Genomic DNA, 4,777 nt, shown 5'->3' on the forward strand with positions numbered 1-4,777 from the left:
CGTAGTCGGGCGCGTCGACGCCAGCCGGGAGGTCGGCGAGATCGTCGTCGACGGTCAGTGCCTCGTCCGTCTCCGCGGGCTCGACTGCGCCCTCGTCTCCGGGCCCGTCGACGCGGTCGACGGGCTCGACGTCGATGTCGTCCATACGTGCGTGTCGTCCCGGCGGGCTTGTGTACCCGTCGGTCCGGGTTCGGGAGCGACCGCCTCACCGTGGAAGAGAACCGGGGAGCGCCGCGGTCGCGGTCAGCCGAGCCGCTTCATCGAGATCAGCGCCGTGGGGATCATGATCGGAATCGTGAGGATCGCGCCCGTGATCACGACGAACGGGGCGACCCCGGCGACCGGATACGCGAGCAGGTCGACCGCCAACAGGTCGACCGCGCTCACCGTCACGCTGTACGCGACCACGGTGAGCGTCACGATCGCCGAGAACACGACCCCGACGACGAGCGCCGCGTTCGGTCCCCCCTCGCTCACCGACGACTCACCGCTCATCCGCTATCGGCCACCATATAGTATTGTGTGTGTTGCGTACGTCTATAACGATTACCTTCCCCGCGCGTCGTCGCGCTCCATGTCCATCCCGAGGTCGGCCATCGCGTCGAAGAAGCCGGGGAACGAGACGTCGACGTGTTCGGCGCCGCGGACGGTCGTCGTCCCCTCGGCGGCGAGCGCGGCGACGGACAGCGCCATCACGATCCGGTGGTCGTGGCGGCCGTCGACGGTGGCCCCCTTGAGATCGCTCTGGTCGCCGTGGATCGCGAGGACGTCCGGCTCCTCGGTCGTCTCTGCTCCCATTTTTTCGAGTTCCTCGGCCATCGCGGAGACGCGGTCGGTCTCCTTGTACCGGACGTGTTCGCAGTTCTCGATCCGCGTCTCGCCGTCCGCGACCGCGCCGAGCGCGGCGATCGTCGGGAGGAGGTCCGGCGTGTCGCCCACGTCGACCGTGACGCCGGAGAGGTCAGCACGCTCGACCGCGATCTCGCCGGCCTCGCGGTCCCAGTCGACCGTCGCGCCCATCTCCTCGACGACCTCGACGATCGCGGCGTCGCCCTGCGCGCTCGGTCGCGCGCCCTCGATCCGGACCGTCTCGCCGGGCGCGGCCGCGACCGCGCCCGCGCCGAGCAGGTACGAGATGGAGGAGAAGTCGCCGGGGACCGCGTACGTCCCGTCGCTCGGCGCGTACGACTGGCCGCCGGGGACGGTGAAGCCCGCGGCGCCCGCGGCCCCGTCGAGTGGGTCGCCCGCCTCGTCGACCGGCGTCGCCTCGACGCCGAAGTCGGCGAGCAGCTCGAGCGTGATGTCGACGTACGGCGCGGACTTGAGCGGCGTCGTGAGCTCGACCTCGACCCCTTCGCCGGTGACCGCGCCGGCCATCAGCAGGGCGGTGACGTACTGCGAGGAGACGTCGCCCGGGATCGCGACCTCGCCGCCGGCGAGGGGACCGGCGACGACGAGCGGGGCCTGCCCGTTCGACCGCGTCGACTCCGCGCGGACGCCGAGGTCGGCGAGCGCGTCGAGCAGGGGGCCCTGCGGCCGCGAGCGGAGCGACCCGTCGCCGGTGAGCACCGTCGTCCCGTCGGCGAGCGCGGCCGCGGCGGTGACGAGCCGCATCGTCGTCCCGGAGTTCGCGCAGTCGATCACGTCGTCGGGGACCGCGGGCCGGCCGGCGAACCCCTCGACCGCCAACGCGTCGGCGTCCGTCAGGTCGGGGTCGACCGCCTCGGTCGCCGCCGCGTCGTCCCCGGCACCGTCGGCCGGCGCGACGGACCCGCCGAAGGCGGCCACGGCTCGGGCGGTCGCCCGCGTGTCGGCGGAGACCAGCGGCGATTCGACGGTCGCGCCGTCGCTGTAGCCCGCCGCGAGCAGCGCGCGGTGGGTGTAGCTCTTCGACGGCGGCGCGCGGGCGGTCCCTCTGAGCGTCGAGCGCGTGACGTGGACGTCCATACGCCCCCTGCCGGCCGCGGCGACAAGTCGGTACCGACCGCGGCACGATTGCGACGGTCGCACCGCGGGGCCGCGGCACACCCTTTATACCACCGGGAGCGTTACCGTCGCGTATGCCCCAGTGTGAGATGTGCGGCGCCGAGGAGGCCTCGCTGACGACGACGAAGGTCGAAGGCGCCGAACTGGAGCTCTGTAGCTCGTGTACGGACTTCGGCACCGAGGTCCGCGACGAGTCGACGAGCTCCGGCGGCGGCAAGTACTCCACCAGCTCCAGCACCGGGAAGTCGTCCTCGTCGTCCGGCTCCTCCGGTTCCTCCGGCTCGTCGGGGAGTTCGACTCGCCCCCGGGACATGTTCGACGACATGGACGAGATCGCCACCGACTACGACGAGCTGCTCCGCGAGGCGCGCGAGTCGCGGGGGCTGAGCCAGGAGGAGCTGGCCGACCAGCTCAACGAGAAGGCGAGCCTCATCCGCAAGCTCGAACGCGCCGACACGCTCCCGACCGACGAGGTCCAGCGCAAGCTCGAGCGCGCGCTCGACATCTCGCTGGTCGAGGGGCAGTCGACCGACGACGCCGACTGGGAGACGGACGACGCCGGGACGATGACGCTCGGCGACGTCGTCAAGCGGAAGGACTGAGCCGCGACGACGCTCCGGCCCCGCCGTACTCCTTATCCCCGGCTCAGACGGTCGCGCCGCCGTCGTCCGTCTGCTCCGACCCGCCGTACCGCTCCGTCAGGTAGTCGATGATGTAGTCGACGGTCTCGGGGTCGTAGCTCCAGAACCCGTAGAACTCGCCGGGCGCGCGCTCCTCGGCGAGCAGCGCGCACTTCGCGTCCTCGTAGCCGCCCCCGTCGTACGCGACGAACCACGTCTCGCGGATCTCGGCCGTCTCGCCGACGTGGACCGTGTAGGTGCCGACGTCCGGCGCGTCGCCCTCGGCGGCGGCGTACGCGTGGACGTCGAGCCGGTCCTTCTCGCCGAGCAGGTCGTAGGTGTCCGCCTCCCCGGTGAGGACGTCGAGGGTCTGGAACCCCGCGTGGAGCTCGCCGTCGCCGACCCGCCAGGCGCGGTCCTCGATCTCCCTCGAGGCGGCGACCATGTCCTCGCGGGAGTAGGAGGTGAACATCGTCTCGTCGAGGTGGTCCAACACCGGGCTCCCGACGCGCCCGCCGCTCCGCCGCCCGGTCTCGGACTCGTCACCCCCCTTGGGCGACGCGGCCTCTCCGTCGTCGCCCCGCCCCGGGAGCAGCTCGTCGACGGTGACGCCCGTGACGAACTCGCCGTCCCGCGCCAGCACGGCGAACTCCTCCGGCCCGGAGGCGGTCTGGTCGTCGACGATCCGGACGTTGCGGTCGGCGAAATACTCCCGGAGCTCCTCCGTAACCGCCGGATCTGCGTTGAACACGGTCAGCGTAGCCTCGTGGGCTTCCACGCCGGCGATGAGCTCGATGAGGGACATCCCTTGCCGGACCCACAACAGCGGGGTATAAGGTCGTTTCTGCTCTCGGGGCCGCGAGCGCGCCTCGCGATCCGGGTCGCGCCGCGAACGTCGACGGGGAACGCGGCGCGAAGCACGAACATATTTGCGCCGCGCCGTCCGAGTGAGCGTATGTTCATCTTGGTGAACCTCAAGGCGTACCCGTGCGATCCGATCGAGGTAGCGACCGCGGCCCGCGACGTGGCCGAGGCGTCGGGCGCGCGCATCGCCGTCTCCCCGCAGGCGGCCGACCTCGCTCGCGTCGCCGAGACGGGGGTCGAGACGTGGGCGCAGCACGTCTCGCCGAACGAGCACGGCTCGCACACGGGGTCGACGCTCGCCGAGGCCGCGGCCGACAACGGCGCCGAGGGGACCCTGATCAACCACTCGGAGAAGCGCCTGAAGCTGGCCGACATCGACGGCTCCGTCCGGGCGGCGGAGCGCGCCGACCTCGAGACGATCGTCTGCGGGAACAACCCCGCGCAGATCGGCGCCGCCGCCGCCCTCGGTCCCGACGCGGTCGCCGTCGAGCCACCGGCGCTCATCGGCGGCGACGTCTCGGTCGCCACCGCCGACCCCGGGATCGTCGAGGACGCGGTCGCGGCCGCCGAGGCGGTCGACGACGACGTCGACGTGTTCTGCGGCGCGGGCGTCTCGACCGGCGAGGACGTCGCGGCCGCCGGCGACCTCGGCGCGGCCGGCGTCCTGCTGGCCTCCGGCGTCGCGAAGGCCGACGACCCGGCGGCCGTGCTCGAGGACCTCGTCTCCGGCATCTGAGCCGGCGATCGCGGGTCGGTTCGCGTCCGTGGTCCCGACCTGCCCGCGTCCGCGTTCCGGCCGCGACCTGCGCCGGTGAGGCCGGACCGGCGCTGCGTTTGCGGATCGGTATAAAAACATCGATGTGAGCGACTCACACGATCGAGAAACCGCACGACGGCGGCGGCTTTCTTCTCCCGGCGAGATCGCGGCGTCTAGTAACCTTTAACCGAAACAAGCCGCTATCTGTGACCAAGATGGCGAGCAACAAAATTCTCGGTATCGACCTCGGTACCACCAACTCCGCGTTCGCGGTGATGGAGGGCGACGAGCCCGAGATCATCGCCAACGCCGAGGGCGACCGGACGACGCCCTCGGTCGTCGCGTTCGCCGACGACGACGAGCGTCTCGTCGGCAAACCGGCGAAGAACCAGGCCGTCCAGAACCCCGACCGCACGATCCAGTCGATCAAGCGGCACATGGGCGACGGCGACTACACCGTCGAGATCGGCGACGAGGAGTACACCCCGGAGCAGGTCTCGGCGATGATCCTCCAGAAGATCAAACGCGACGCCGAGGAGTACCTCGGCGA

General features: G+C 71.3%; 6 protein-coding genes and 1 pseudogene. 3 read left to right on the forward strand and 4 right to left on the reverse strand.

Annotated features, from left to right (window positions below; translation table 11 throughout):
- The 3 genes and pseudogenes from Q0116_RS07710 to aroA form a co-directional block, all read right to left on the reverse strand.
- Positions 1-145, reverse strand: a pseudogene (locus Q0116_RS07710) (arsenic-transporting ATPase); the annotation flags it as partial.
- 98 nt (positions 146-243) lie between these two features.
- The gene (locus tag Q0116_RS07715; protein ID WP_297886748.1) at positions 244-495 is read right to left on the reverse strand and encodes a hypothetical protein; all 252 of its coding nucleotides are present in this window, start codon (positions 493-495) and stop codon (positions 244-246) included.
- 51 nt (positions 496-546) lie between these two features.
- Entirely contained in the window at positions 547-1,947 is a 1,401-nt protein-coding gene (aroA, locus tag Q0116_RS07720; protein ID WP_297886749.1) for a 3-phosphoshikimate 1-carboxyvinyltransferase, read from the reverse strand.
- A gap of 113 nt (positions 1,948-2,060) precedes the next feature.
- Here aroA and Q0116_RS07725 point away from each other — a divergent pair, with 113 nt between their 5' ends.
- A complete protein-coding gene (locus tag Q0116_RS07725; RefSeq protein WP_297886750.1) occupies positions 2,061-2,588 on the forward strand; it encodes a multiprotein bridging factor aMBF1 in 528 nt (175 codons plus the stop codon).
- 43 nt (positions 2,589-2,631) lie between these two features.
- On the opposite strand, the gene Q0116_RS07730 is transcribed toward Q0116_RS07725, so the two are convergent.
- Positions 2,632-3,411 carry a DICT sensory domain-containing protein gene (locus Q0116_RS07730; RefSeq protein ID WP_297886751.1) on the reverse strand — a complete coding sequence of 260 codons (780 nt, stop codon included), beginning with the start codon at positions 3,409-3,411 and terminating at the stop codon, positions 2,632-2,634.
- A 150-nt stretch (positions 3,412-3,561) separates the two neighbouring features.
- On the opposite strand from Q0116_RS07730, the gene tpiA reads away from it, so the two are divergent.
- Together tpiA and Q0116_RS07740 are read left to right on the forward strand one after the other, a co-directional pair.
- Positions 3,562-4,206 carry a triose-phosphate isomerase gene (tpiA, locus tag Q0116_RS07735; protein ID WP_297886752.1) on the forward strand — a complete coding sequence of 215 codons (645 nt, stop codon included), beginning with the start codon at positions 3,562-3,564 and terminating at the stop codon, positions 4,204-4,206.
- Between the two features lie 236 nt (positions 4,207-4,442).
- A partial coding sequence (locus Q0116_RS07740) for an Hsp70 family protein (RefSeq protein WP_297886753.1) occupies positions 4,443-4,777 on the forward strand: 335 nt, incomplete at its 3' end.

It is taken from the genome of uncultured Halorubrum sp. (assembly GCF_937146585.1).
Classification (GTDB): Archaea; Halobacteriota; Halobacteria; order Halobacteriales; family Haloferacaceae; genus Halorubrum; species Halorubrum miltondacostae.

Coding starts and splice junctions, on each gene's coding strand:
- aroA (WP_297886749.1), bottom strand. CDS start 1,947: ATGGACGTCCACGTCACGCGCTCGACGCTCAGAGGGACCGCCCGCGCG.
- Q0116_RS07730 (WP_297886751.1), bottom strand. CDS start 3,411: ATGTCCCTCATCGAGCTCATCGCCGGCGTGGAAGCCCACGAGGCTACG.
- Q0116_RS07725 (WP_297886750.1), top strand. CDS start 2,061: ATGCCCCAGTGTGAGATGTGCGGCGCCGAGGAGGCCTCGCTGACGACG.
- Q0116_RS07715 (WP_297886748.1), bottom strand. CDS start 495: ATGAGCGGTGAGTCGTCGGTGAGCGAGGGGGGACCGAACGCGGCGCTC.
- tpiA (WP_297886752.1), top strand. CDS start 3,562: ATGTTCATCTTGGTGAACCTCAAGGCGTACCCGTGCGATCCGATCGAG.